Annotated in this window: 1 protein-coding gene; it reads right to left on the bottom strand. The window is 55.9% G+C overall.

Features of this window, described 5'->3' with window-relative positions:
* Window positions 1–236: DUF4116 domain-containing protein (locus E1297_RS51035; RefSeq protein WP_368669408.1), on the bottom strand; the 236-nt coding region annotated here is incomplete at its 3' end.
* Between the last annotated feature and the right edge of the window lie 25 nt (window positions 237–261).

Genomic DNA, 261 nt, shown 5'->3' with positions numbered 1-261 from the left:
CTCACCGCCTCGAGGCATATCTCCTCCGTCTGGAGACGCTCCGGCACATATTGCAATGACCTGCCTTCCTGTCTCACTGCTTCGCGACAGACCTCGGGCGTCCGAAGGAACCACAGTACATGATTTAACGCCGCGCCATTTTGCCTCACTGCCTCAAGGTGTATCTCCTTCGTTAGGAGGGATCCAGGCACATATTTCAACGCCATACCGTTTTGCCTCACTGCCTCGAGACAAATCTCCGGCGTCCGGAGGGCTTCTGAT

It is taken from the genome of Roseibium sp. RKSG952, from assembly GCF_009711355.1.
The sequence above is the reverse complement of the archived record's forward strand: the minus strand, read 5'-3'. Positions and strand labels throughout refer to the sequence as shown.